We start from the raw sequence: 26275 nt of genomic DNA, 5'->3' as shown, positions 1-26275 counted from the left end.
GTTCACGATAAAAAATAGAGAGGTTGACTAGCTGTGAGAAAAATTGAACTGTTAGCGCCAGCGGGAGATTGGGATTGTCTTCGTGCCGCTGTTGCCAATGGAGCAGACGCCGTTTATTTTGGTGTAGATAAATATAATGCACGTGTACGGGCGAAAAACTTTCGTATGGAAGAATTAAATGATGTGATGGCTTATTTGCATAAATACAATGTTCGTGGATATGTCACTTTTAATATTTTAGTTTTTGAAAATGAACTCAAAGAAGCAAAGCAGCTCGTTGAAGCATGTATAGATGCAGGAGTAGATGCACTGATCGTCCAAGATTTAGGACTTGTGAAACTCATCCGCGATTTGTCGCCTGATTTTCCGATTCACGGATCAACACAAATGACTGTTACATCGCCGGAAGCGGTCGAGTTTTTGAAGCCTTATAACTTGGAAGTGGTGGTGCTCGGTCGTGAAAATAATTTAACACACATCCAAAAAATTGCTGAGAAAACGAATGTTCCGTTAGAAGTTTTTGTTCATGGAGCACTTTGTGTATCATATTCAGGACAATGTTTAACATCAGAAATGTGGGGTGGGCGTTCAGCCAATCGTGGAGAATGCGCACAAGCGTGTCGTCTGCCATACGATTTAATCGTTGATGGCGAACAAAAAGAAATGGGGAACATTGCTTATTTACTTTCACCAAAAGATTTAGCTGCTCTTGATCTCGTTCCGGAGCTCATTGAGGCGGGAGTGAGCACGTTTAAAATCGAAGGTCGATTAAAATCCCCAGAATATGTAGCGAATGTTGTCAGCAAATACCGAAAAGCTATTGATGAATATTTAGCAGGGCGTTATTATAACCCTTCAAAAGAAGAAATACGCGAACTACAACAAAGCTTTAGTCGAGGATTTACACACGGCTTTTTAAAAGGAACGAACAACAAACAGCTTGTTGACGGAACATTCCCGAAAAGCCGTGGTGTATTTCTTGGAACGGTCAAAAAAGTATTAAAAGACGGTGTTTTATGTGAACTGGAAGCCCCGTTAAAACGTGGGGATGGCATCGTATTTGATGCAGGCCGCCCAGAAGAAAAAGAAGAAGGCGGTCGCGTGTATGACTTACGAAAACATGGAAAAAAAGTCGAAGGGGAAGTCGAAAAAGGTCTTGTTGAAATTGTCCCTGGCCGACATGACGTTAATTTAACGCGCGTACGTGTAGGAGATCGTATTTGGAAAACGAGTGACCAAGAACTCGATCGTCGTTTGCGTAAAACATTTGAAATCGAGCGACCATATCAGTTGTTTCCGCTAACTGTGCATGTGTACGGTGAAGCAAGAAAACCGCTCATCTCAACATGGCGCGATGAAACGACAGGCAATGAAGTCATCATTCAATCTGAGCAAATGTTAGATGTTGCACAAAAGCGTCCGCTCACATTAGATTTTATAAAAGAACAATTCGGGAGATTAGGCGGAACAATTTTTGAATTACAAGACGTTTATATGCATATGGCAGACAATGTTATTCTTCCGGTTAAAGAATTAAACCGAATAAGAAGACAAGCCGTTGAACAGCTTATTGAAAAACGACAACGTCCGCGGCTATACATCAAGCAAGCCGTTGATGTAACATCTTCTTATCGACAAAAACAACGAGCAGAGAACTCTTCTTTAATGGCGCTCTGTCGTACACTCGAACAGGTCGAAGCGGCATGTGATACAGATGTAGACATGGTGTATGCGGATTTCGAATTTACAACTGATTATCCAAAAGCTGTACAGATTGCACGAGCCATGAATAAACCGATCGCTTTAGCTACTCCACGCATTCATATGCCTGGAGAAAATGGAATTTTGAGAGGAATTTTAAAAGCTGAGCCAGATGCCATTTTAGTACGTAGTTTAGGAGCGGTACAATATTATACGAGTCAATTAGTTGAGCAAACGTTAATTGGTGATTTTTCACTTAATATTTCAAACCATCTGGCTGCACAGTTGTTTTTATCTCGGGGACTTGATCGGATTACTCCTTCATACGATTTAAATATTCAACAAATGATCGATTTACTTGAGGCAGCACCAACCGAACATATGGAAATTGTTATTCATCAACATTTACCGATGTTTCACACTGAACATTGTGTATACTGTACATTTTTAAGTGAAGGAACCGATTTTACAAACTGCGGCCGACCATGTGAAAAACATCGTGTCTCCTTGCGAGATCGTATCGGTATGCTTCATCCAGTTCGTGTCGATATCGGTTGCCGAAATACAGTGTACAATGCCATTGAACAATCTGGGGCAGAATATATTCCACACTTTTTATCCCTCGGTGTTCGTTCGTATCGTGTCGAGTTTTTGGAAGAGTCCCCGAAAAAAGTAGAAGAAGTCATCACATTATATCGCGAAGCGCTCGAAGGCAAACGGAGCGGTACAAGCGTATGGCGCACATTAAAAGCTATTAATCAACTCGGCGTTACACGAGGACAGCTAATCAAAAAATAAGCGGGCTCAAGCTCGCTTATTTTTTGTGATTTGTACATTTTGCTATAATAGTAAATGAACAAAAAAAGAAAGGGTGATTTGTATGCCAGCTGTCGAATCAAATATGTTTCCACTAGGAGAGAAAGCTCCATCGTTTGAACTTGTCAACGTGATCAATGGACAAATCGTTCGGTTAGAAGACGTCAAATCGGATATTGCAACAGTAATCATGTTCATTTGCAATCATTGCCCATTTGTTAAACATGTTCAAGAGGAGCTTGTCCGTCTCGCCAACGATTATCAACCAAAAGGAATTTCATTTATTGCCATTAATTCGAATGATGTAGAAAAATATCCAGATGATTCACCAGAAAAAATGAAAGAGGTAGCTGAACAACTTGGATACCCGTTTCCATACTTATTTGATGAAACACAAGAAGTAGCAAAAGCATATCAAGTCGCATGCACGCCAGACTTTTACATATTCAACGGTGCATTACAATGTGTTTACCGTGGTCAACTCGATGATTCACGACCAAGTAACGGAATCCCAGTGACTGGATCTTCTATTCGTACCGCTTTAGATGCATTGCTTTTAGGGAAACCTGTTCCGAAAGAACAGAAGCCAAGCATCGGTTGCAGCATCAAATGGAAAGAAAAATAAAAAAAACATTTGACATTTTTATTTCAAGCCTATATACTTAAGAAGTACCATTTCGTTCGTTATATCAATGATCGTTATAAGCTGCACCTTTGTCAGGTTCATCTTATAAGGACTTGGCGAAAGTGTAGCTTTTGTTTTATGAGTAATGAAACGGTGGTCAATTTTTAAAATTGTTTTGGAGGAATTTCACATGAACACAGGTAAAGTAAAATGGTTTAACGCAGAAAAAGGTTTTGGATTCATTGAGACGGACGGAGGTACAGACGTATTCGTTCACTTCACAGCGATCCAAGGTACTGGATTCAAAACGTTGGAAGAAGGCGAAAAAGTAACATTTGACATCGTGAATGGCAACCGTGGGCCGCAAGCGGCAAACGTACAAAAAGCATAAATAGTCAAACGTACGGGATCTCGCTTTTCGTGAGATCCCGTTTTTATATGCAACGAAACAAATTCTCACTGGCGCAGCTTCGGAGCTGCAAGGACGGAAGAGAGGTAGGGTTTCCGTCGTTTTTGTTTGTTCAACACGCTCTTGATGAGCGTGTATTTTTTTAAAAAGATAAGAAAGTATAAAATTTTGAATTGATGTCTAGCTCCAAGCGCCATCGGCTCGAGTCGCTCCGCCCCACACTGTGGCGGCGACAGCCTCCTCGGTGGGGCTTGTGCGCTCTTCGCCGCTAGGCGGGCGCTTTGCGCTTTTCTTAATAAAAATACAGAAAATTTGATAAAAACTATTGAAAAATGATGAATGATTACATATAATAAACTCATGTTATAAAACTATACATAAGAATGTGAGGTAATGTAACATGAGTGAGCTTCTCGTCTCTGAACAAACAAACACTTCGACGCTTGAACAAATTAAAGAAATCATCAAACAAAAACATGTGGAACTATTACATTTACAATTTGTTGATCTTGAAGGTGTTTTAAAGCACGTCACAGTGACAGCAGAACAACTAGATGATGTATTAGAAGGAAAAATAATGTTTGATGGATCTTCTATCAAAGGTTTTTCTCCAATCAATCGCTCAGACTTATATTTACTCCCTGATTTACAAACATTTGCAGTACTACCATGGACAGTAGAAGAGGGGTATGCAGAAGCACGTTTTCTTTGCTCTGTGATGAATCCAGACGGAACGTTATTTGACGGCGATCCACGTAACGTATTGAAACAAACAGTTGAACGAGCAAAACAAAAAGGATATACGATCTCCGTTGGCCCTGAATTAGAGTTTTTCTTGTTTAAAACGGATGAAAATGGGAATCCGACAACAACACCACAAGATAACGGCGGCTATTTTGAGCCATCACCAAAAGATCTCGGGGAACGAGTTCGCTTAGACATTTATCGTGCATTAAAAGCAATGGGATTTACGATTGAGGCTTCGCATCATGAAGTAGCTGAAGGTCAACATGAAATTAACTTTAAATATGCAGATGCGCTCAGTTCCGCTGACAATGCAACGACATATAAATGGGTTGTAAAAACGATTGCTAAAAAATACGGATTGCATGCCACATTTATGCCAAAACCGATTTTCGGTATTAACGGTTCAGGTATGCACGTAAACATTTCGCTATTTAAAGATGGAGAAAATGCGTTTTTTGATCCAGCGGATGACAATCAATTATCTGAAACGGCATATCAATTTATTGCTGGTTTATTGAACAACGTAAAAAGTTTCGCAGCCATTACGAATCCATTAGTCAACTCGTATAAACGTCTCGTCCCAGGATATGAAGCGCCTTGTTATATTGCGTGGTCGGCATCGAACCGCTCCGCATTAATTCGCATCCCTGCAAAACGAGGATTGGCAACACGCGTTGAGCTTCGTTGTCCAGATCCATCTGCCAATCCGTATTTAGCATTTGCAGTTATTGCTGAGGCAGGGCTTGATGGAGTAGAAAAAGAGCTCACTTGCCCAGCACCAATCGACGAAGATATTTTCCATATGACGAATGAACGTCGTAAAGAGCTTCGTATTGAGAACCTTCCAGGTAGTTTAGGGAAAGCGATTGAAGAATTAGAAAACGGAACGATTGGCCGTCATACATTAGGTGACCATGTATTTAACGAATATATCGCAATGAAAAAGAACGAATGGGATAGCTATCGGACAGCTGTTCATGCTTGGGAGATTGAACATTATCAAGCAAAATTTTAAAAGCGAGCGATTGTGCTCGCTTTTTTGCATGTTTTCATTATGTGTTTAAACAACAAATCGTTTATGATGATACATAGAACATAACGAAAGGGTGGTATTGTGTCTAAACGAATCATCGGAATGATTGTAACGATTTGTGCCGCAACAACAGTGCTATGGACGATCGGTTTAATCGTCACTATTCAAGATCAATTTTTTTACGAAGCTTCCTCAATAAAACAACCAAAGCAAACAACGGGAAACACAAAGAAAAACGATGCGCTTTCCATTGTCGCACTTGGCGATTCATTAACGCGCGGGACGGGAGATGAGACAGGAAAAGGATATGTTGGCTATGTTGTAGATGAATTAAAAAAGCAGACAAATCAACATGTCCAATTCACCAATTTAGCCATTAAAGGGCAACGATCTGCGCAATTGATTAGCCAACTGAAACAAAAAGAAGTGCAACGTCAATTAAAAGAAGCTGACATTATTTTAATGACGATCGGAGGAAACGACTTATTTCGCGGTGGTGAAGCATTGAGAGACTTATCCACTACGCAATTAGAAAAAGAAAAAGAGAAATTTGTCCAGCAGCTACGTACGATTTTTCAGCTTGTTCGCACAGTAAACAACGATGCACCCGTATTTTATATTGCTTTATATAATCCGTTCAATGATTTAGATAATGGGAAAGAAACATCTGCCGTTGTACGTAGTTGGAATTATGCAGCATCTGAAGTAGCAGCCGACTATAAATCAATCATTTGCGTTCCAACATATGATTTGTTCGAACTGCAAGTAAACGACTATTTATATACAGATAAATTTCATCCTAATAAAGAAGGATATAAGCGAATTGGTGAACGTGTTGCTTCACTCATTACGTTAACGAAAGGAGAAAAGTAATGGAAGAGACGTTAGTTGTGCAAGATGTGCGAAAAACCATTGGAAAAAAGGAAATTATTAAAGGACTTTCGTTTTCGCTAAAAAAAGGGGAAGTGTTCGGTTTCTTAGGTCCAAACGGCGCAGGAAAAACAACGACGATTCGCATGCTCGTCGGATTAATTCGACCGACATCTGGAACGATTTCAATTTGCGGCTATGATTTACAAAAACAATTTACAAAAGCGATCCAACATATAGGGTGTATCGTTGAAAACCCTGAACTTTATCCGTATTTAAGCGGTTGGGAAAATCTTGAACACTTCGCACGAATGGTTCCAGAAATTACAGCTCATCGCATTCAAGAAGTGGTTGAACTCGTCGGTCTACAAAATCGCATCCATGATCTTGTTCGTACGTATTCTCTCGGCATGCGTCAACGCCTCGGTATTGCGCAAGCGCTACTTGGAAAACCGACGGTGCTTATTTTAGACGAACCAACAAACGGTTTAGATCCTGTCGGCATTCGTGAAATGAGACAGTTTATTCGCTCGCTTGCGGAAAAAGAACAGTTAAGTGTGCTCGTCTCATCGCATTTATTGAGTGAAATACAACTCATGTGTGACCGTGTGGCGATTATGTCTAAAGGGCAGATTATTCGCATTGATACGGTTGAACATTTGCTACAAGAACAAGCTCGGACATATTGGAGCGTTGATCCGGTAGATAAAGCAAAACAAATACTACAAAATGAAACGACTGTGCTTGGTGAAAAAGATGGGGCGCTCGTGACAATGTATGAATCAAACGAAACGATTGCGCGTTGCAATGCTCGTTTAATTGAAGCAGGGATATATGTCAGTGGAATTGAACGAAAGCTTCCAACACTAGAAGACTTATTTATTGAATTAACGGGAGGGGAAACGATTGATTAATCTTGTATACAATGAAATGTTAAAAATTGTTCGTAAAAAACGACTGTTTATTATCGCAGCGATCGTTGCTGTTCTTGTTAGCTTATTTACATACGCGCAATTTAAACAAATCGAAACGATTCGAGAACGGATCGGAACGACAGATTGGCGTACACAGCTACAACAACAAATCATCGACACACAGAACCGCTTAAACTCAACAGGAATTTCCGAGGAATGGAAAAAGTTTCTTAAAATCCGTTTACAGCAACAACAATATTATTTAGACAACGATATTAATCCAATGGCACCGGGGGCTCCAACATTTATGCGCATGTTTATTGAAAACTCCATTGAGTTATTTTTACCTCTTCTCGTTATGGTCATTGCAGCTGATCTCGTTTCGTCAGAAGCAAGCGGCGGAACAATCAAGCTGCTGTTGACACGTCCTGTGAAACGATGGAAAGTTTTAATGAGCAAATATATAGCGATGATTTTATCTACGTCGTTTATCGTATTTTCTGTCGCTCTATTATCATACGCTATCTCTGGCATTGTATTTGGATATGGTGGATGGAATTTGCCGCTTTTAACAGGATTTTCGATTCAAGGCGAAGAATTAAATACAACAGCTGTTCATCTTATCCCGCAATGGAAATACTTGCTTATTGAATTCGGGCTCGCTTTTTTTGTTTCGCTCGTCGTGGGTACACTTACGTTTATGTTGTCCGTATTAATACGTAGTACAGCTGCCGTGATGGGAATTATGCTTGCCGCTCTTATTTCAGGTGCAATTTTATCAAGTATGGTATCATCGTGGGAGTCTGCAAAATATTTGTTTATGGTGAATTTACGACTCACAAGTTATATTAGCGGCATGGCGCCACCGATTGATGGGATGACACTTTCTTTTTCAATGACTGTACTCGCCATTTGGGCGCTTGGTGCACTAATCGTTTCGTTTTACGTATTTACGAAAAGGGATGTTTACTAATGGAAAAAATGATTTATACGGCAATGGATGCATTACGACAACGAACACCAATGATTATGGATTTCGACAAGTTTGCTGCATATGCTGTTCTTCTTCCACTCATCCGTCAATACGATGACGTGTTTGTCTTATTTGAAGTACGTTCATTTCAATTACGTCGACAGCCCGGTGAAATTTGCTTCCCAGGTGGAAAAATGGATCCGTGTGATCAAAGTCCACAAGAAGCAGCCATTCGGGAAACATGTGAAGAGTTGGGAATCGAAAAAGAACATATTACACATGTCGTTCCACTTGATTATGTGCTTTCACCATTTGGGATGGTCATTTATCCGTTTGTTGCATTTGTGAATAACGCACACATGCAAATTAATAAAAAAGAAGTGGAAGATGTATTTACCGTCCCGTTATCTTTTTTTATTGAAACGAAGCCACAAATATATCGTGTTCAATTCGAACCAAAGCCTGAAGACGATTTTCCATTTGACGATATTCCTGGAGGAAGACAGTATAATTGGCGACCAAGGCAAATCGAAGAACATTTTTATTACTACAAAGACAAAGTCATTTGGGGATTAACCGCAAAAATTGTTTATCATTTCGCTAGACTTATTGAACAGACGAGGGGAGAATAAGTATGGAACACCATGTTGATTTAGGATTTGGCATTTCGCTTATTGATTTATATGATCTACAAACTGCCCAACGAACAGGAGCGTATGTTTTTCATGAAGAAGAAGTGACAATTATTGAAACAAGTGCGAGCCCGTCTATCCCACATTTACTTAAAGGACTAGAGGCACTCTCTATTGATTTACACGATGTAAAAAATATTATCGTTACACATATTCATTTAGATCATGCTGGTGGAGCTGGATTATTATTAAAACATTGTCCAAATGCTCGCGTATTTGTTCATCCAAAAGGGATGCGCCATTTGATCGATCCATCTCATCTCATTAAAGGGGCAAAAGCCGTTTATGGTGAATCGTTTGATGCTTTATTTGCCCCGATTGTTCCCATTCCTGAAGAGCGATTAATTGTAAAAGAAGATGGGGAAACGTTACAAATCGGAAAAAATCGTACATTAACGTTTCTTCATTCACCAGGACATGCGAATCACCATTTCTCTATTTATGATCAAAAAAGTAACGGTATTTTTACAGGTGATACGGCCGGTGTCTTTTATCCTCAATTGCTTTCGTATGGTGTAGAGTTATACCTGCCGTCTACATCGCCAAATCAATTTGATCCCGAGGCAATGCGCGCATCGATTGAAAGATTTATGAAGTTGCGTCCAGAGCGAATATATTTTGGTCATTTTGGTATGTCAACACATACACAAGTAGTTTGGGATCAACTTCATTACTGGTTACCGCTCTTTGTACAAATCGGTCATGAGGTTGTAAATGAGCAAATGAATCAATCGTTTACAGAAAAAACAGAGGCTGTTTCCAATCGTTTATTTGATCATATCCAAACATTTTTGCGCAAACAGCAAGTACCCGATAATGCAGATGTATATAAAATACTTCAACTTGATTTACAAGTGTGTGCAATGGGTCTTGTTGACTATATGGAGAAACAAAAAAGATAATTGACGAAAAAACACGTTTTCGCTATAATTTCTTTGGCACCCCATCATACGGAGGAGTACCCAAGTCCGGCTGAAGGGGTCGGTCTCGAAAACCGATAGGGGTGTCAAAGCCCGCGGGGGTTCGAATCCCCCCTCCTCCGCCATATATCCTCTTTTATCCCTTCTTTGTAATCTTCAACTTTGTTCCTTTATTTCAATTGCGAGGATGTGACAATTTGAAAAAATATTATGTCGTTTGGGAAGGAGCGAAAACAGGCATTTTTTCTTCTTGGGACGAGTGTAAACCGTACGTCATTGGCGTTCCAGGGGCAAAATATCGCTCATTTTCATCGAAAGAAGAAGCAGAACAAGCATTTGCATCTGGACCGTTTGTAAACCGAACGAAAAAAAATACAGTGCTTGCAACGAACTATGTAGAGGAAAGTATTTGCGTAGATGCGGCATGTAGCGGAAATCCAGGATGGATGGAGTATCGAGGAGTGCATACAAAAACCGGAAAAGAGTTGTTTCATGTTGGACCGATGATCGGAACAAATAACATTGGGGAGTTTTTAGCCATTGTCCACGCGTTAGCATGGTTACAAAAACAAAACAAAAATTTGCCAATTTATTCTGATTCGGCAACAGCTATAAAATGGGTAAAAGGAAAAAAAGCGAATACAACGCTCGTTCGCAACGCTGAAACAGAACGTGTCTGGCAACTTGTTGAACGTGCTGAAGCGTGGTTGCGCACGCATCATTATACAAATGAAATTATGAAATGGGAAACCGAGCAATGGGGAGAAATTAAAGCAGACTTTGGACGAAAGTAAAAGGAGAGGGATATTAACCTTCTCCTTTTTGCATGTCCTCGAGTTGTTGTTTTAGTTTTTGTTTATCCAATTGTTCACCGATCATGACAAAATGTAATGGGACATTCATTTCCTCTTTCATATAAAGCGGTGTACCGTATGCATACTGAAAGGAGTAAACCCCACTTGTATGAGTAAAGCGTAAAAATCCTTTCATGCGGTAAATGGTATCGGGAAGTTGTCTTACCCATTGTTCGAACACATCTAAATCAATTGGGCTTGTAAATGTATGTACGTATGTTTGAATGCGTAGTCTTTCGATATTCATTCGCTCATGCTCGTTTCTCATCCGCTTCGATAACAAATGAATATCTTCCATTCGCACGTTAGAAAACGTTGTGAAAATTGTGCGCGGTTCGCTGTTGATCGTTTGTAACTCAAACGATAATTTCGCTTGTTCATCCGGACGTAATATATCTGTCTTATTGACAATTAATACATCCGCGTGACGAACTTGTTCTTTTAACAACATTTGTAGGGGAATGGAGAGTTGTTGACGATTCATCCAACGCACGGCATCGATTGTCGTAATAATACCTCCTATTTGAATGCGATCAGCAAACAATGGCGACATACACGCATCGAGCACTTCAATAGGATGTGCTACCCCTGTAGTTTCAATATAAATGACATCTAGCTCATGTTTTTGAAGAAGGGAATAAAGCTCTACTTCAAATTGATCTTGAATGGTGCAACATACACAGCCGCTTAATAATTCGCTTAACACAGCATCTTCTGAAACGGCATGTGAATCAATAGATACTTGACCGATTTCATTCATTACCACAGCCACTTTCCGTCCACGCTCTTTTTCATTTTGTAGTAGTCGCCTTAATAATGTCGTTTTACCACTTCCGAGAAATCCAGATAAGATGTATAAGTCTGTATGTTTCATAAAGTTCTCCTTTCTACATGTTCTTTTTTGATCATAGTTAAAAGTAATAAATAGCACAAGAAAAATATATCGTGCATCGATGGGCAATTTGCTTAAAAGAGAAAAAATGATGCATCTGTCCTTGCATACCTTTTGTTTTCTTTCATATACATATCTTTGTAATCTTTTTGGAAAAATTTTTATTATCTATTTACAAACTTATCTTATCATGTATATAATTTACTATATCCAATCATTTGAAAAGGAGGGAAGGACCATGACGACAATGACAGTAGCATATTGCACAATCGAACAAAGAAAGACTGGTCCAACCTTCCCGTGTGAAGATCATTGATCTTTTCATAGGCGCTCACATGCCGCAAGGAAGGTATTGTTCCTTGCGGATTTTATTTTCAGTCCGCAAAGGGATCTTCTCTTGCGGATTTTTTATTGAAAGGAGGTGAGTAAGCGATGAAGTTTCATTTATTTTTCTTAACGATTTCTATTCAACGACGAATATGGACGGCTGAAGAAATAAAGCAAGAACAGCTTATTCATCAACTTGAAGAAGAGATGATGGATCGAAAATGTTCAATGTACCGATTGTTTTAATTTGGAAAAAATACGTGTTGAAGGGGTAATGAAAAATGAAACAACACCGCTCGAAAACAAATGTGACTTGGACGGTAGATGACGATTAGTTTTACGCGACAAGAGTTGATCTTATAGATCAGCTCTTTTTTCTTTACAAAATCTTTACTTGTTCATATAAGTATATGATTATATAATGATTAATGGATGAAGGAGGGAGGTATATGTATCACGAAGAAGTTGCAAATATGTTAAAGTTACTAGGCGATAAGACTAGACTGATGATTATCAGTATATTGAACGAAACAGACTGCTGTGTATGTGAGCTTGTTGACATGTTACAAATGAGCCAACCAGCCATTAGTCAACATTTACGAAAATTAAAAGACAACGGTTTAGTGAAAGAATCAAAAAAAGCGCAGTGGGTGTTTTATTCACTAAATAAAAAACATGAGTTTTATCCAATGATGCAAAGCATTTTTGCTTATTTGCCAGATCCAAAAGAGCACATTCGTCAACTTGAGGAAAAAGGAATGCGTATGCAGTGTGAATAAAAAGAGAGGAGTGGTTTTTTGCTTTCCGTTATTCTTGCATCACTGATTTTTCTTGTTACCCTCGTTTTTGTCATTTGGCAACCGCGCAATTTATCCATTGGTTGGTCTGCCTGTGGGGGCGCCTTATTAGCGTTGCTGGTTGGAGTCGTTGATTTCCAAGATGTTATGGATGTAACAAACATCGTTTGGAATGCAACACTTGCTTTTATTGCGATCATTATCATTTCTTTAATTTTAGATGAAATTGGTTTCTTCGAATGGGCAGCGTTACATATGGCGCGTGCGGCTAAAGGAAATGGGATCAACATGTTTATATTCGTCTCTATTCTCGGCGCACTTGTGGCAGCGTTTTTCGCAAACGACGGCGCTGCACTCATCTTAACACCGATCGTATTAGCCATGGTACGTGCATTGCAGTTTGATGAACGTAACGTATTGCCATTCATCTTAGCAAGTGGATTTATTGCAGACACAACATCTTTGCCACTTATTGTAAGCAATCTTGTCAATATTGTCTCTGCGGACTTCTTCCATATTAGCTTTGCTGAGTACGCATCGCGTATGATTGTACCAAACTTTTTCTCGCTCGCAGCGAGCATCGGGGTACTTTACTTATATTTTCGAAAAGACATTCCGAAACGTTATGATTTATCGCATGTCAAACAACCATACGAAGCGATTAAAGACGTGCGCATGTTTCGATTGTCTTGGATCGTTCTTGCGGTTTTATTAGTCGGTTATTTTGTCGGTGAATTTGTAAATATCCCTGTTTCGTTTATTGCTGGTGCTGTCGCGTTATTGTTTTTATGGATGGGAAGACGTAGTCCGGCTGTACATGTGAAACAAATATTAAAGGGGGCGCCATGGGCTGTCGTCTTTTTCTCGATCGGGATGTATGTTGTTGTCTACGGATTACGTAACGTCGGATTGACGAACATTCTAGCTGATATGATCGAAGCGGCTGCGAATCAAGGGCTGTTTATGGCGACGATTGCCATGGGATTTATCGCAGCTATCTTATCATCTGTTATGAATAATATGCCAACCGTCATGATTGATGCGCTAGCGATAGCTGATACGAATACGACGGGAATCATTCGGGAAGCGCTGATTTATGCAAATGTGATTGGCTCAGACTTAGGACCGAAAATTACACCGATCGGTTCGCTTGCCACACTTCTTTGGTTACATGTGCTTTCAACAAAAGGAGTAAAAATCACGTGGGGCACTTATTTTAAAAATGGTTTAATTTTAACCATCCCAACGTTATTTATTACTCTCGTTGGGTTATATATATGGTTACTTATTATTCATTAAAAGGAGTCGATTGAGATGAAAAAAGTAATTTATTTCTTATGTACTGGGAACTCTTGCCGTAGTCAAATGGCAGAAGGATGGGCAAAAAAATATCTCGGTGATGAATGGGAAGTATATAGTGCTGGCATTGAGGCCCACGGTTTAAATCCGAACGCAGTCAAAGCGATGAAAGAAGTAGGGATCGATATTTCAAATCAAACATCAGACATTATCAATGAAGATATTTTAAACAGAGCCGATTTAGTCGTTACATTATGTGGACATGCGGCAGATCATTGTCCAGTCACACCACCACATGTCAAACGTGTTCATTGGGGATTTGACGATCCAGCTAAAGCAGAAGGAACAGAGGAAGAAAAATGGGCTGTTTTCCAACGTGTCCGCGATGAAATTGGTGCACGAATTAAACGATTTGCCGAAACGGGAGAGTAAAAAACAGAGACGAGGAGAAGACGTTCTCCTCGCTTTTTTCTTAATATAACGAAAACATATTGTTTTCAGACAAAAAAGAACATACAATGAATAAAGGATGACCATAACAATGAGGAGGACACAGCCTCCTCATTGTTATTTTCCTTTTTAGCCGAGTTTTTATGAACAAAAGGGGGATGTTTAGTGCCAGTAAAAAATATAAAAACGTATATTCTTTTATTTTTAACTGCTACGATTTGGGGTGGTGCCTTTGTTGCTGGAAAAATCGCAACGACGACTTTACATCCTGTGTCAGTTGCTTTTTTTCGCTTTTTCGGTGCTAGTTTGATTTTGTTTCCATTATTGTACTGGAAAGAGCCGAATAGACCAACTCCGACGAGAAAAGATTGGATCGTGTTAGCGCTCCTCGGTTTAACGGGAGTGTTTTTATACAACATTTTCTTTTTTATAGCTACAAAATATGCACCAATTGTCAAAAGCTCATTAGTCATTGCAGTCAATGCTCCATTGATTACATTGTTGTCTGCAATATTTTTGAAGGAAAAATTGAACGGAAGAAGTATATTTGGCATGTTGCTCGCTGTATTTGGGGCTGTATATATTATTACAAACGGTCATCCGTCCGTACTTATCGAAATCGGTGTTGCCCCGATCGATCTTGTGCTAGCAGGGGCATGTCTCAGCTGGAGTACATATTCGGTCATTGGAAAAGTGGCAATGAAAACATATAGTCCGCTTGCGGCAACAACGTACGCAACAGGTTTTGGAACGTTATTTTTAGCACCGTTTGCGCTATACTATACTTCTTTTACATCTGTCCAAATGAGTGGGTGGGATGTGTGGTTAAGCGTTTTATACGTTGCTGTTATCGTTTCGGCTATCAGCTTCGTTTGGTGGTATAATGGTATTCAAAAAGTGGGAGCTTCAACCGCTTCGGTTTTCATTAATGTGATGCCTATTTCTGCTACGGTGATGGGAACGATCTTTTTTAATGAACATTTATCAATGACCCATATCGTTGGAGCGGCGTTTGTATTTACCGGTATTTTGTTTAACATTTACAGCAAACAAGAAAAAGCGATGTTCCCCCTCATCAAAAAAGGAGCGAACATATGATTCTCATGAAAAATGATTAGGTTTGAGGTGTAAGGAACATGTGGAAAGGATATGGACTTATATTGTTATCGGCAACAGGATTTGCGTTTATTCCTATTTTTGCATTATACGCATACGACAGCGGCGTCACTGTGACGACCTTGTTGTTTTTACGTTTTGCATTGGCTGCGCTCTTCTTTTTTCTGTACTTATGGTTAAAAGAAAAAAACTGGAAGGTTTCGCGGTCACATTTATTGTATTTGTTTTTACTAGGTGGCATTTTCTATATGATGCAATCTTCTTTTTATTTTCAGTCAGTAAAATATATTCCATCTTCACTCGCTGCCTTATTGCTGTATTTAAACCCAATATTTGTCGCCGTTTTTTCGTTTTTTATTAATCAAGAAAAGCTAACAAAGCACATCATCATTGCGATTCTCATTTCTTTTTTAGGTATGTTGCTTGTATTAGGAGCACCAGAAGGAAAAATTCAGCCGCTCGGTATTGCGTTAGCCGTTGGAGCAGCGATTGTTTACTCAATCTACATTATCGTTGGGAATCAAGTGACTTCACACGTTCCACCTATTACAGCGAGTGCCTACATCGCGCTCTTTGCCGCTTTGTCTTTTTTTGTTTTTGGAATTGGTTCGGGAACATTACATTTTCAATTTGACGCAAAAGGATGGCTTCCAATTATCGGAACATCGTTCGTTTCAAGCGTTTTGGCAATGCTGACGTTTTTTGCGGGAATGAATATCATCGGTCCGACAAAAGCAGCGATTTTAAGTATGATCGAACCGATCGTGACGTTTCTTCTATCGATGGTATTTTTACATGAAAGCATATCGTCTATCCAAATGATCGGGGGACTGATTGTGTTGAGTGGAGCTATGCTTGTTGTCACAACAAAAGAACTTAAACCAAAGAAAAAATCGACCTCCATCAGTGCGTGATGGGGGTCGATTTTTTAAAATGGCAGGAATATTACCTATCGTTATCTAATTTCAATAAATATGTCTTTATCGTAGCGAGGAGGATTGTTGTGAATCAAAATGTAAACTCCCCGTCGGTGGCGCTAGTGACAGGGGCCTCGAGTGGGTTTGGGCTACTCGTAAGCGTTGCACTTGCACGTGAAGGATATGGAGTCATTGCTTCGATGCGAAATATGCAAAATAAAGAAATGCTTGCAACAGTGGCGCGCGAAGCCGGCGTGTACGATCGGATAGAAGTCATATCTCTCGATGTCACCGATTTCGCCGCGGTGGAATCAGTCGTGAACGATGTAATCAATCGCTATGAACGGATCGATGTATTAGTTAACAACGCAGGGTTTGCCGTTGGCGGTTTTGTCGAGGAACTCACACTTGAAGAGTGGGAGCGTCAGTTTGCGACGAACTTTTTTGGGTTAGTTGCCGTCACAAAAGCTGTTTTGCCAATTATGCGAACGCAACGGAGCGGTAAGATTATTAACATTAGCAGCATTAGCGGGCGAGTCGGTTTTCCGGCGATAGGTCCATATGTCGCCTCGAAATTCGCTGTTGAAGGATTTAGCGAATCGCTTCGTTTAGAGATGTTGCCATACGGAGTATATGTCGTCTTAATTGAGCCTGGGTCATTCAAAACAAACATTTGGTCGAAAGGACTGCAAGGAGTGTCCGTCCGTTCAGATTCGCCATATGAAAAAGAAATGAAAACCATTATGCAATACGTGAATCGAGTAGCTAAAACAGCACCACCTCCTGATGAAGTCATTAGGCAAATAATCAAAGTCGTCCAATCGCCGACCCCTCGCTTGCGTTACCCCGTAGGGAGAGGAGTCACATTGACGTTAAGGCTGAAAAACTGGCTGCCGTGGAAGTGGTGGGAATGGATTGTCATAAAATCGTTTAAACGGAAATAAGTACCACATATGCAGCTACAGAAAACATACATTTTGAAGTAGAAGTTTTAAAAATTTTATAAAATCATTGCCAAAGTGTTTTAGACCAGAATGAAACAGGGGGGGAAAAATGTGGGGAATGTTTATTTTTTTACCGGATTTCCGGGATTTATTTCGTCGATGTTGCTTGAGGAGCTAATCGAGAAATGGGCTCCAGAAAAAATATATACATTGGTTCTGCCTTCTATGAAAGAGAAAGCGATGGAAGAAAAAGAAAGAATTTGTTCTTCCACTCATTTTCCACAGGCGAAATGGGAAATCGTCGAAGGAGATATTACGAAGTCGAACCTTTCTCTCTCAGAAAAACAACTGCACATGTTGGCACAATCGGTCACCCACGTGTTCCATCTTGCAGCTATTTACGATTTGGCCGTTCCTGAGGACATTGCTCGAATGGTCAACGTAGAGGGAACAAAACAAGTAAACGAATGGGTTTCCTTCCTTCCACATTTGCAGCGTTATGTATATTTTAGCACGGCATACGTATCAGGAACGCGGCAAGGGGTGATTTTCGAGCATGAACTTGACAAAGGGCAGTCATTTAAAAACCATTACGAAAAGACGAAATTTCTTGCAGAAGTAGCTGTACGAGAAGTAGCGCACAACGTGCCAACGACGATTATTCGCCCTGGTATTGTGGTTGGTCATTCAAAAACCGGAGAAACGATGAAATTTGATGGTTTGTACTTTATGCTCAATATGTTTGAGCGTCTGAAGTTCCTCCCTTTCATTCCGTATATTGGAAAAGGTGAGGCGCAAGGAAATTTTGTTCCGGTTGACTACATTATCGAGGCAACGCTCTATTTGGCACATACGGACGAAGCGATTGGCCAAACGTATCATTTAACCGATCCGAACCCATACAAAATGAGAGACATTTATCAGATGATGATGACAGAATATCTCGGGAAAGAACCGAAAGGAATACTGCCGCTTCGTCTTGCCAAATGGGCGATGTCGTTTTCTTTTATTCGCAAATGGTTGCACGTAGAAAAAGAAGCACTTGAATATTTCGAATGTGCGTCCGTATACGACGCAACAAATGCACGCAACACTTTAGCGAAGACAGGGATTACTTGCCCTGACTTCCGCGATGTCATTCCGGTGATGGCGCGTTATTATCGGAAACATCGGCATAACTCAACGAAACAGCTGACGATTCATTAGGCATTTAACCGCGATTTTTGTAAAGAAGGGGGAAGAGGAATGATTGTTGAGATGAAAAACGTTTCTTTGATTAGAGAAGGCCGCGTCATTTTAGATCGTCTACATTGGGAAGTGCAAGAAAACGAACAATGGGTCATTCTCGGAACAATGGGTCATTCTCGGGTTAAATGGTTCAGGAAAAACGTCGCTACTTAATATTTTATTAGGCTATGAATACCCATCAAAAGGAGAAGTTTCCGTATTAGGGCACCGATTTGGAAAAACAAATTTACCAGAACTACGCAAACATATCGGGTTTGTAAGCAGCGCGTTTGAGCGATTTCAACCTACATTAGAATCGGAAACGGTGGAAGAGGTAATTGTTAGTGGAAAATTTGCTTCGATTGGGCTGTACGAGCCTGTCACAGTCGAAGACTTGCACCAAGCCGAACAATGGATGAATGTGTTTCGAATCGGTTACTTAAAAGGAAAAACGTATCGCACCTTATCGCAAGGAGAAAAAAGAAAAGTACTGATTGCTCGAGCACTAATGGCAAAGCCAAAGTTACTCATATTGGATGAACCAACCGTAGGACTAGATATGTTAACACGAGAAGAACTTTTAGCACTCATTAAAGACGTGATCGTGAAAAAAGTATGCCACGTGTTATATGTTACACATTATATTGAAGAAATCATCGAAGAAATGACTCATGTATTATTATTAAAAGATGGAAAAATCATAGCATCCGGACAAAAAGAAAAAATACTCACCGACGATTATTTGTCAGAAACGTTTCAAATAGATGTGTACGTCCGTTGGGAACATAATCGCCCGTGGGTATCGATTAAAAACAGCCCTACACTTCAACGAATAGGAAAATAAAGGATGAAGAAAGGCATAAAATGAATGAGAAAAGGAGGAAAACTTCACTTCTATAAAAACTTATTTTCTTCTATAATGACGACGATTTAGGGAGGGGCGTTTGTCTCAGGAAAAATTGCGACGGTGATCTTACATCCGATTTCAGTGGCGTTTTTTCGCTTTTTTGCGTAAGTCCAAAAAAAGAAGCGATGTCTAAAGAAAACATTAGGGCATGACGGAGGGAATATGTTACAAATAAAACGACTATCAGAATGTACGTTAGAAGAAGCGGTACGTGCTTGGAATGCTGGATTTGAAGGGTATTATTTTCCGATTCAGCTGACGATAGAAAGCTTTTTGCATCGATTAGTAGGAGAAGGACTTTCTCCTACGTTGTCCATTATTGCTTTTCACCATGATGAGCCAGTTGGGATTGTGCTAAACGGCGTTCGTGAATGTAAAGGAACTTCAATGGCTTGGAACGGCGGTACAGGAGTAGCGCCTGCGTTTCGAAAAACAGGGATTGGAAATGCGCTAATGGAAGCGACGCTTAACATTTACCAACAAGCAGGCGTTGAGCTTGCAACATTGGAAGCGATTAGCGAAAATGAGCGAGCGATTGCACTATACCAAAAATTCGGCTATGAAATCGTGGATGAACTGGAGTATTTACAATCTCAAGAAGCGGTGCCACACTTCCTAGATGACGCAATCTTTCAAGTAGAAACGACCGTCCCACAACAAATAAGCCTCCTTCCGTTTTATAAGGGGCGACACCCGTGGCAAACGCAATGGCAAAGCGCCAAAGATGGCGAGGCGCTTCTTGTAAAAGATGAACGTGGATGCAACATCGGCTATGCATATTATCGACGTGTTTTTGACGCAACAGGCAAACATGAAAAAACGGTTTTATATCAATGTGAAGCGGATCCAGAAAGAAATGATACAGAACATATCCTTCGGGCTTTACTTTCAAAAATTTTCAGCGCTCATCCTGACAAGGTCGTAAAAGTAGTACCGAACGTTCCGATTGCCCATTCGTCAGCTACTTATTCCCTTTTAAAAGAAATCGGCTTTCAACCAATTGTCAAACAAGTATGGATGCAAAAGCGGATGAGATAAAAATAAGCTGTTGAGCTTGTGCCAACAGCTTATTTTCGTCTAGCTACTAAATTCCGAGAGACAGTTGCCACGATACACCGTATCGATCTTCCACCCATGCAAATTTTTTGCTAAATGGATAGGCGCCTAGCGGCACGAGCACTTTTCCTGATTGAGAGAGCCGCTCAAAAACATGGTCAATTTCTTCTTCCGTATCACACGTGACACATAGCGACATCGCAGGCGTAAACTCATGATGGTCAATGTGATTATCAATCGCCATTAACCGTTGCCCTTTTAATCGAAACGTTGCGTGAAACATGTGAAACATTATTCCGTTTTCTCGAGGCACAATTTGTTCGATTTCCGCTGGAGAAAAAACCGACGTATAAAAACGAATCGCTTCTTCTGCCTGCCCTGAAAACATAAGGCATGTCACAACTTTTTGATCCATAAATTCATCACAACCCCTCTATAATGATAAAAAAACATATACGAATATATGTTCTTGTGTTTAATTATCGTCAATTCACAATTCGTTGTCAATAGTAGAATTTTTTTACTATCTTGACTATGTACCTTAGTACAAGGTTTATACTTGAATTGGAAGTGAGGTGATTCAATGTATCGGATTAGTGAGCTAGCAAAACGATGTGGCGTGAATAAAGAAACGATTCGCTATTATGAAAAGCGACAGCTACTCCCACTACCTACAAGAACAGAAGCGGGGTATCGTTTATATTCCGATGCAGACGCAAAGCGCATCCAATTTATTAAACGTCTACAACAACTCGGGTTTTCGCTAACGGAAATTCATCAGTTGCTCGGCATTGTCGATCAAGATAAGGAACGATGCGCGAATATGTATGAATTTGTATCAAAAAAAGTGGAAGAAGTGCAAAAGCAAATCAAAGACTTACAGCGAGTCGTATGTATGCTCCAAGACTTACAAAAGCGGTGTCCAGATGACAAAGCGTTATACGAGTGCCCGATGATTGAAACGTTAATTGAGGAGGAATTTTCAACATGAAAAGATATATGATGCGCATTGAAGGAATGACTTGCCCAAGCTGTGAAAAACATATTACCTCGATTCTTGAACAACTCGGCGCAACATCTATTGATGTTAGTTTTCACCGTGGAGAAGCGGTATTTGAACTTCCTCATGCCAACGTTGAAACGGCAAAACAAGCCATAACGGCGGCTGGTTATGAGCCGACAGAAGCGGAGGAAATCGAAGCAACAAGAGAAACATATGACTATATCATCATCGGCTCTGGTGCTGCCGCTTTTGCGTCGGCAATTGAGGCAAGAAAATATGGGGCAAAAGTTGCCATGATTGAACGGGGAACGATAGGAGGAACATGCGTGAATATCGGTTGTGTACCTTCGAAAACATTGTTAAGGGCAGGGGAAATTAACTTCCTTGCGAAAAATCCTCCGTTCGCTGGACTGCATACGTCTGCAGGAGCAGTCGATTTAGCTTCATTAATCGAGCAAAAAAATGAATTAGTGCGCGATCTTCGTCAAGCGAAGTATGTCAATCTCATCGACGAATATGGATTTACGCTCATTCAAGGAGAAGCGGCATTTGTCGACGAAAGCACTGTAGAAGTCAATGGAAAAAAATTATCAGCAAATCGCTTCCTTATTGCCACAGGCTCTGCTCCGGCAATTCCGAATATTCCTGGGCTTGCGGATGTGGATTACGTGACAAGCACGACGCTACTCGAACGAAAAGAAGTACCGAAACGATTAGCGGTCATCGGTTCTGGTTATATTGGCATCGAACTTGGTCAACTGTTTCATCATCTCGGTTCTAACGTTACGTTGATGCAACGAAGCCCTCGACTATTAAAAACATACGACCGAGAAATTTCCGAAGCGATGACAAAAGCGCTCACGTCTCAAGGCATTCACCTCCTCACAGGTGTGTCTTTTGAGCGTGTCGAGCAAGACGGGAACGTCAAAAAAATACATGTCGAAATCGATGGAAAAAAACAGGTGATTGAAGCGGATGAGTTGCTCATTGCTACTGGCAGAACACCGAATACGGCAGCATTGCGTTTAGAAGCGGCTGGGGTAACAACAGGTTCGCGTGGTGAAATTATTGTTAATGACTATTTACAAACAACGAATCCGCGCATTTATGCGGCAGGCGATGTCATCCTGGGTCCACAATTTGTCTATGTCGCCGCATACGAAGGAGCGATCGCTGCAGCGAATGCCGTTGGCGGACAACAGAAAAAAATTCACCTTGAAACAATCCCAGCGGTTACGTTTAGTTCTCCCGCAGTCGCAACCGTTGGACTAACGGAACAGCAAGCAAAAGAAAAAGGATACGAAGTAAAAACATCTGTTTTGCCGTTAGAAGCTGTCCCAAGAGCCATTGTCAATTATGAAACAGTCGGTGTCTTTAAATTAGTCGCCGATGCAAAAACAGGGAAATTGCTTGGGACTCACGTTGTCGCAGAACATGCGGGGGAAATCATTTATGCAGCGACACTCGCCATTAAATTCGGCTTAACGATAAATGACCTCCGCGAAACACTCGCTCCTTATTTAACGATGGCAGAAGGACTAAAGCTCGCGGCATTAACGTTTGATCAAGATGTCGGAAAGTTATCTTGTTGTGTGGGATGAGCCACTTCCATGTGGAAGCGGCTCTAGTTTTCTTTCTTATTTAACGCTTGCTTTAACAAATCACCTAAACTTGTACCAAATGAGTCGTTTTCGGCACTATATTTTTTCAATAACGCCCGTTCTTTTTGGCCAAGTTTTGCTTTTTTCTGCTCATTGGCTTTTTCAATGACATTGCAAGGGCGACATTGAAAGTAGACACCTGCTTGTCCTTCGTGAATTTCCATTCGTTTTTTGCACTGTGGACAGCGCCGGTTTGAAAGCTTTGGATCTTTTCTCTTCCGGAAGCGACATGTCATATTCGAGCATACGAGCATGCGACCTTCTTTTGTCGCTCGTTCTTTTAAAAACGATCCGCACTCTGGACACATCGAGCCAGTTAAATTATGAGCACGATACGTTCGATCGCTTTGTTTTATTTCCGCCACTAACCGCTCCGTTTGCTGGCGGATGTGTTGGAGGAACGTTTTTGGATCCCCGTTTCCACGAGCAATTGCTTCTAATTCTTTTTCCCAATGCGCAGTCAGCTGCGGCGATTTTAATTCCTCATTGACAAGTTCAATCAATTGTTTCCCTTTTGGTGTCGGATAAAACCGTCCGTTTTTTCGCTCGACCGTTTCCGTTTCGACGAGGCGTTCAATAATTTCCGCGCGCGTCGCTGGCGTACCTAGTCCGTATTTTTCCATTTGTGACAAAAGGTCGGCTTCAGAATAGCGAAGAGGGGGCTCTGTTAGCGCTTCTTTTTTCTCTAATATGACAGAAACCATTTGTCCTTTCATAAACGTAGGGAAAGTTCCTTTCTCTTCTTGCTTTTCTAGAACGCGCCGAAACCCTGCGTTTACTACTCGCGTTTCGCGAGCGACAAACGCTTCGCCGTCGATATCAAAAACAACATGAATGGTTTCGTAGTCGCATGCTGGATAGAAGAGTGCTAAAAAGCGACGCGCAATTAAGTCATATAGTTTTCGTTCATCAGCGGAAAGTTTGCCGATGTCCAACCGTTCTTCTGTCGGGATAATCGCATGATGATCCGTTACCTTTTCGTTATGAAATACCCGCCTAGCCACTACCTTCCCTTTATTTTTCAAAAGCGGAGCAACTTCGTCTACGTATCCGGATTTCATTCCCTCTAGACGCTCAAGCATCGTACGTTCCATATCGGTCGTTAAATAGCGCGAATCGGTGCGCGGATACGTGACGAGCTTATAGTGCTCATATAACCGTTGTAATACACTTAACGTTTTTTTCGCCGAAAAGCCAAACCGTTTGTTTGCTTCTCGTTGTAATTCGGTTAAATCGTAAGGAAGCGGCTGTGGCTCTTTGTTTGTTTTTCTTTCGACAGAAATAACCGTCGCTTGTTTGTTTTTTAGTTTTTCATATAGCTGTTCCGCCAGTTCTTTCGAAAACATTCGTTTTTCCCCGTTACGCTCCCAAAAAGCAACAACAGACCCGACGTTGGCACGAATCGTCCAATATGGTGCTGGTTTAAATGACTGAATTTCTTTTTCTCGCTCAATCATCATCGCAAGCGTCGGTGTTTGAACGCGGCCTGCGGAAAGAGGTTCGTTATATTTGGTCGTTAACGCTCTCGTCACATTTAACCCAATCAACCAATCTGCTTCTGCCCGGCACACAGCAGATTCATATAAACGTTCAAACTGTTTTCCTGGTTTTAAATGTTGAAACCCTTCGCGAATGGCTTGATCGGTTTGAGACGAGATCCATAGGCGCAACAGCGGTTTTTTCCAACGAATTTTTTGCAAAATCCATCGTGCGACAAGTTCGCCTTCTCGTCCAGCGTCGGTGGCGATGATGCAGTTTTTAATATCCGGACGTTTTGCTAAGGTTTCGATGGCTCGAAATTGATGGCTCGTTTGCCGAATGACGTTCAGTCCCATTTTTTCTGGGATAATCGGCAAATCTTCTAACCGCCACGTTTTATATGTTGGATTATAATGCTCGGGCATTTTTAATTCGATTAAATGCCCAAGCGCCCATGTGACAATATATTTCGGTCCTTCAAAGTAATGTTTATGTTGCTCCCGACAACCAAGCACGCGGGCAATTTCCCGAGCCACGCTCGGCTTTTCAGCCAGAACAAGTGATTTCATTGTATTCTCCTTCCCATTTATCAAAAAGATCACTTGTCCAGTATAACGGAAAAGGAAGATGTTTGCATTCCTCGTACTTCAAATAAAAAAGATTTGGTTTATATGAACACGCACCCATTCGTTAGTGGTTCATACGATAGAAGGAGAAAAATAAGGAGGCTCTCAACATGCATACTTATGTAAACAATGAGGCAAGGTTTATGAAAGACCTTGAAAAAGCCATTAATGGGGAGTATAGCGCAATTCATTGTTATGCCCAATTAGCTCACCAAGCAGAAAAAGAAAACATGCGAAAACAAATTCTTGAAATTCGACAAGATGAAATCAAACATTTTCAACAATTTGAGCATATTTATTTTAGTCTGACTGGGAAGCGGCCTCAACCGAAAATGAGCGAAAAATGTCCGGATGATTTCAAGCGTGGGCTAGAAATTGCTTTGCAAGACGAGCAACAAACGGTCGATTTTTATTTAGAAATTGCGGACTATACAACGCACCCGTATATAAAAGAAGTATTTCGTCGCGCGGCAGCTGACGAACAAAACCACGCTGTTTGGTTTCTATACTTCTTTTTCAAAGCACAATCATGAGAGAGGAGGTAGTATAAAACCTGCCTCTTCTTTTCGGTGATTTTTTAGTTTACATAACATAAATTATAGGAAGTTATATAAAGTTCATCTCAAATAAGAAGTAAACTTTTATTTTTGAGACAAAAAGAAAAATAAAAACGTAGCCGCTTTAGTAAACAAAATATGTTATAGCAGCTACGTTTTACAATAAAATACATACACCACATAATCCGTCCTTTCTTAATTTAAGCAATATCCTCATTGCAATAGCGAACACCTTTGTATTGAATACGGATCGGGATTTGTTTTTCTCGTTCATACTGACGACATAATTTTTTCGCTTTTATGCACGCATCCATCATACCATCTGCAATAATGGCTTCTTCCCATATAACTGGTTGTTGATGGTGTGTACTAAAAGTGAAAATGTACTGTTTCATATAAATCCTCCTTTCTTTTTTCTTTTGTATATCTTCGTATATCTTCAAATATTCATTCCAATTATTAT

At 40.5% G+C, this 26275-nt stretch carries 26 protein-coding genes, 1 tRNA gene and 1 pseudogene; 24 read left to right on the top strand and 4 right to left on the bottom strand.

Annotated features, from left to right (window positions below; genetic code table 11):
- Positions 1-33 precede the first annotated feature (33 nt).
- The 11 genes from CS060_RS06365 to CS060_RS06315 all read left to right on the top strand — a co-directional run bounded on the left by CS060_RS06365 (position 34) and on the right by CS060_RS06315 (position 10494).
- Positions 34-2499, top strand: coding sequence for a U32 family peptidase (locus tag CS060_RS06365; protein WP_035049968.1), 2466 nt, complete (start codon positions 34-36; stop codon positions 2497-2499).
- Between the two features lie 82 nt (positions 2500-2581).
- Positions 2582-3142, top strand: a complete 561-nt coding sequence (locus tag CS060_RS06360) for a thioredoxin family protein (RefSeq protein ID WP_035049966.1) — start codon at positions 2582-2584, stop codon at positions 3140-3142.
- A 190-nt stretch (positions 3143-3332) separates the two neighbouring features.
- On the top strand, positions 3333-3533 hold the full coding sequence (locus tag CS060_RS06355; protein ID WP_003398700.1) for a cold-shock protein: 201 nt from the start codon (positions 3333-3335) through the stop codon (positions 3531-3533).
- 418 nt (positions 3534-3951) lie between these two features.
- Positions 3952-5313, top strand: coding sequence for a type I glutamate--ammonia ligase (gene glnA, locus CS060_RS06350; RefSeq protein WP_035049965.1), 1362 nt, complete (start codon positions 3952-3954; stop codon positions 5311-5313).
- A 99-nt stretch (positions 5314-5412) separates the two neighbouring features.
- Positions 5413-6204 carry an SGNH/GDSL hydrolase family protein gene (locus tag CS060_RS06345; protein ID WP_035049963.1) on the top strand — a complete coding sequence of 264 codons (792 nt, stop codon included), beginning with the start codon at positions 5413-5415 and terminating at the stop codon, positions 6202-6204.
- A complete protein-coding gene (locus CS060_RS06340; protein WP_035049962.1) occupies positions 6204-7115 on the top strand; it encodes an ABC transporter ATP-binding protein in 912 nt (303 codons plus the stop codon). Before CS060_RS06345 ends, CS060_RS06340 begins: the two co-directional genes overlap by 1 nt.
- A complete protein-coding gene (locus CS060_RS06335; protein ID WP_099668791.1) occupies positions 7108-8088 on the top strand; it encodes a DUF2705 family protein in 981 nt (326 codons plus the stop codon). The genes CS060_RS06340 and CS060_RS06335 overlap by 8 nt, the downstream gene beginning before the upstream one ends.
- Positions 8088-8720 (top strand): NUDIX hydrolase, encoded by a 633-nt coding sequence (locus CS060_RS06330; RefSeq protein ID WP_035049960.1) that lies wholly within the window; start codon positions 8088-8090, stop codon positions 8718-8720. The genes CS060_RS06335 and CS060_RS06330 overlap by 1 nt, the downstream gene beginning before the upstream one ends.
- 2 nt (positions 8721-8722) lie before the next feature.
- Positions 8723-9682, top strand: a complete 960-nt coding sequence (locus tag CS060_RS06325) for an MBL fold metallo-hydrolase (protein WP_035049958.1) — start codon at positions 8723-8725, stop codon at positions 9680-9682.
- A 50-nt stretch (positions 9683-9732) separates the two neighbouring features.
- A tRNA-Ser gene (locus CS060_RS06320) sits at positions 9733-9825 on the top strand.
- A 72-nt stretch (positions 9826-9897) separates the two neighbouring features.
- A complete protein-coding gene (locus CS060_RS06315; RefSeq protein WP_035049957.1) occupies positions 9898-10494 on the top strand; it encodes a ribonuclease H1 domain-containing protein in 597 nt (198 codons plus the stop codon).
- A gap of 13 nt (positions 10495-10507) precedes the next feature.
- Here the strand turns inward: CS060_RS06315 and CS060_RS06310 are convergent, their stop codons facing one another.
- Entirely contained in the window at positions 10508-11428 is a 921-nt protein-coding gene (locus CS060_RS06310) for a CobW family GTP-binding protein (RefSeq protein ID WP_035049955.1), read from the bottom strand.
- Between the two features lie 450 nt (positions 11429-11878).
- Here CS060_RS06310 and CS060_RS06305 point away from each other — a divergent pair, with 450 nt between their 5' ends.
- From CS060_RS06305 to CS060_RS06255, 10 genes and pseudogenes are all read left to right on the top strand, one after another.
- Positions 11879-12019, top strand: coding sequence for a YrzI family small protein (locus CS060_RS06305; protein ID WP_082180316.1), 141 nt, complete (start codon positions 11879-11881; stop codon positions 12017-12019).
- Positions 12020-12222: 203 nt separating this feature from the next.
- Positions 12223-12552 carry an ArsR/SmtB family transcription factor gene (locus tag CS060_RS06300; protein WP_012575022.1) on the top strand — a complete coding sequence of 110 codons (330 nt, stop codon included), beginning with the start codon at positions 12223-12225 and terminating at the stop codon, positions 12550-12552.
- 18 nt (positions 12553-12570) lie between these two features.
- Positions 12571-13869: an arsenic transporter gene (locus CS060_RS06295; protein WP_035049954.1), complete on the top strand. Its 1299-nt coding sequence runs from the start codon at positions 12571-12573 to the stop codon at positions 13867-13869.
- A gap of 15 nt (positions 13870-13884) precedes the next feature.
- The gene (gene arsC, locus CS060_RS06290; protein ID WP_099668790.1) at positions 13885-14301 is read left to right on the top strand and encodes an arsenate reductase (thioredoxin); all 417 of its coding nucleotides are present in this window, start codon (positions 13885-13887) and stop codon (positions 14299-14301) included.
- A 183-nt stretch (positions 14302-14484) separates the two neighbouring features.
- A complete protein-coding gene (locus tag CS060_RS06285; protein WP_035049950.1) occupies positions 14485-15417 on the top strand; it encodes a DMT family transporter in 933 nt (310 codons plus the stop codon).
- Positions 15418-15455: 38 nt separating this feature from the next.
- On the top strand, positions 15456-16349 hold the full coding sequence (locus CS060_RS06280; protein WP_099668789.1) for a DMT family transporter: 894 nt from the start codon (positions 15456-15458) through the stop codon (positions 16347-16349).
- 89 nt (positions 16350-16438) lie between these two features.
- Positions 16439-17296, top strand: coding sequence for an oxidoreductase (locus CS060_RS06275; RefSeq protein WP_035048290.1), 858 nt, complete (start codon positions 16439-16441; stop codon positions 17294-17296).
- Between the two features lie 111 nt (positions 17297-17407).
- Positions 17408-18502 carry an SDR family oxidoreductase gene (locus CS060_RS06270; RefSeq protein ID WP_099668788.1) on the top strand — a complete coding sequence of 365 codons (1095 nt, stop codon included), beginning with the start codon at positions 17408-17410 and terminating at the stop codon, positions 18500-18502.
- Between the two features lie 39 nt (positions 18503-18541).
- Positions 18542-19367 (top strand): annotated as a pseudogene (locus CS060_RS06265) (ABC transporter ATP-binding protein).
- 225 nt (positions 19368-19592) lie between these two features.
- Complete coding sequence (locus CS060_RS06255) at positions 19593-20468, top strand: GNAT family N-acetyltransferase (RefSeq protein WP_035048296.1); 876 nt, start codon at positions 19593-19595, stop codon at positions 20466-20468.
- A gap of 46 nt (positions 20469-20514) precedes the next feature.
- Here the strand turns inward: CS060_RS06255 and CS060_RS06250 are convergent, their stop codons facing one another.
- Positions 20515-20901, bottom strand: coding sequence for a VOC family protein (locus CS060_RS06250; RefSeq protein WP_035048299.1), 387 nt, complete (start codon positions 20899-20901; stop codon positions 20515-20517).
- 168 nt (positions 20902-21069) lie between these two features.
- Between CS060_RS06250 and merR the strand changes: the two genes are divergently transcribed.
- Both merR and merA read left to right on the top strand, forming a co-directional pair.
- Complete coding sequence (merR, locus tag CS060_RS06245; protein WP_035048301.1) at positions 21070-21477, top strand: mercury resistance transcriptional regulator MerR; 408 nt, start codon at positions 21070-21072, stop codon at positions 21475-21477.
- Positions 21474-23090 carry a mercury(II) reductase gene (merA, locus tag CS060_RS06240; RefSeq protein ID WP_035048303.1) on the top strand — a complete coding sequence of 539 codons (1617 nt, stop codon included), beginning with the start codon at positions 21474-21476 and terminating at the stop codon, positions 23088-23090. The genes merR and merA overlap by 4 nt, the downstream gene beginning before the upstream one ends.
- A 23-nt stretch (positions 23091-23113) precedes the next feature.
- On the opposite strand, the gene CS060_RS06235 is transcribed toward merA, so the two are convergent.
- Positions 23114-25198 carry a DNA topoisomerase III gene (locus CS060_RS06235; protein ID WP_035048305.1) on the bottom strand — a complete coding sequence of 695 codons (2085 nt, stop codon included), beginning with the start codon at positions 25196-25198 and terminating at the stop codon, positions 23114-23116.
- A 167-nt stretch (positions 25199-25365) separates the two neighbouring features.
- Between CS060_RS06235 and CS060_RS06230 the strand changes: the two genes are divergently transcribed.
- A complete protein-coding gene (locus CS060_RS06230) occupies positions 25366-25788 on the top strand; it encodes a ferritin-like domain-containing protein (protein ID WP_035048308.1) in 423 nt (140 codons plus the stop codon).
- A gap of 224 nt (positions 25789-26012) precedes the next feature.
- On the opposite strand, the gene CS060_RS06225 is transcribed toward CS060_RS06230, so the two are convergent.
- A complete protein-coding gene (locus CS060_RS06225) occupies positions 26013-26207 on the bottom strand; it encodes a hypothetical protein (RefSeq protein WP_035048310.1) in 195 nt (64 codons plus the stop codon).
- Positions 26208-26275: the final 68 nt, after the last annotated feature.

This window comes from Anoxybacillus flavithermus (genome assembly GCF_002742685.1).
Lineage (GTDB): Bacteria > Bacillota > Bacilli > Bacillales > Anoxybacillaceae > Anoxybacillus > Anoxybacillus flavithermus_E.
This window is presented reverse-complemented; position numbering and strand designations above follow the sequence as displayed.